Origin of the sequence: Pseudomonas sp. SWRI111 (genome assembly GCF_014268555.1) — a bacterium.
GTDB lineage: Bacteria > Pseudomonadota > Gammaproteobacteria > Pseudomonadales > Pseudomonadaceae > Aquipseudomonas > Aquipseudomonas hamedanensis.
In genome coordinates this window covers 1-255 of sequence record NZ_JABWQQ010000133.1, presented here as the reverse complement: position 1 = coordinate 255, position 255 = coordinate 1, and the positions used below count along the sequence as shown (strand labels likewise).

The window sequence follows — 255 nt, the reverse complement described above, 5'->3', positions numbered from 1 at the left end:
ATCAATTAGAGTTAAAACGATTGGACAAAGTGAGTATATACGTTCTATTAGAAGAAATGATTTAGTGTTTGGAATTGGTCCTGCCGGTACTTGAAAGACTTATTTAGCAGTTGTGATGGCAGTAAATGCTTTAAAGAGCGGTAAAGTAAACAGAATTATTTTAACAAGACCTGCTGTTGAAGCGGGCGAAAGTTTAGGCTTCTTGCCAGGAGATCTGAAAGAAAAAGTGGATCCGTATTTGCGCCCGTTATATGA

General features: G+C 37.6%; 1 pseudogene. It reads left to right on the top strand.

The annotated features are described in order from the left end of the window. Positions 1-255: pseudogene (locus HU755_RS27955) on the top strand (PhoH family protein); the annotation flags it as partial.